At 70.4% G+C, this 253-nt stretch carries 1 protein-coding gene; it reads left to right on the top strand.

Annotated features, from left to right (window positions below; translation table 11 throughout):
- Positions 1-253, top strand: a 253-nt coding sequence (locus J0695_RS41800) for a VOC family protein (protein ID WP_277990123.1), incomplete at both ends; no start/stop codon positions are given.

The raw sequence follows: 253 nt of genomic DNA, 5'->3' as shown, positions 1-253 counted from the left end.
CTGCTTCGATGCGCACGATCCCCTCCGCCTCGCGCGCTTCTGGGCCGGCGTCCTGGGCCGGGAGGCGGTCGACGACTCCCACGGCGTGCCCACTCTCCTGCCGAACGACGACACCGGGTTCCGGATCCGGTTCCTCCCGACCCGGGAAGAGAAGTCGGGCCAGAACCAGATGCACTTCGACCTGACGAGCACGTCCCTCGACGGCCAGCAGCAGGTGGTGGCGAGGGCGCTCGGAATCGGCGCCCGCCACATC

The organism is Streptomyces beijiangensis, from assembly GCF_017315755.1.
Lineage (GTDB): Bacteria > Actinomycetota > Actinomycetes > Streptomycetales > Streptomycetaceae > Streptomyces > Streptomyces beijiangensis.
This window is presented reverse-complemented; position numbering and strand designations above follow the sequence as displayed.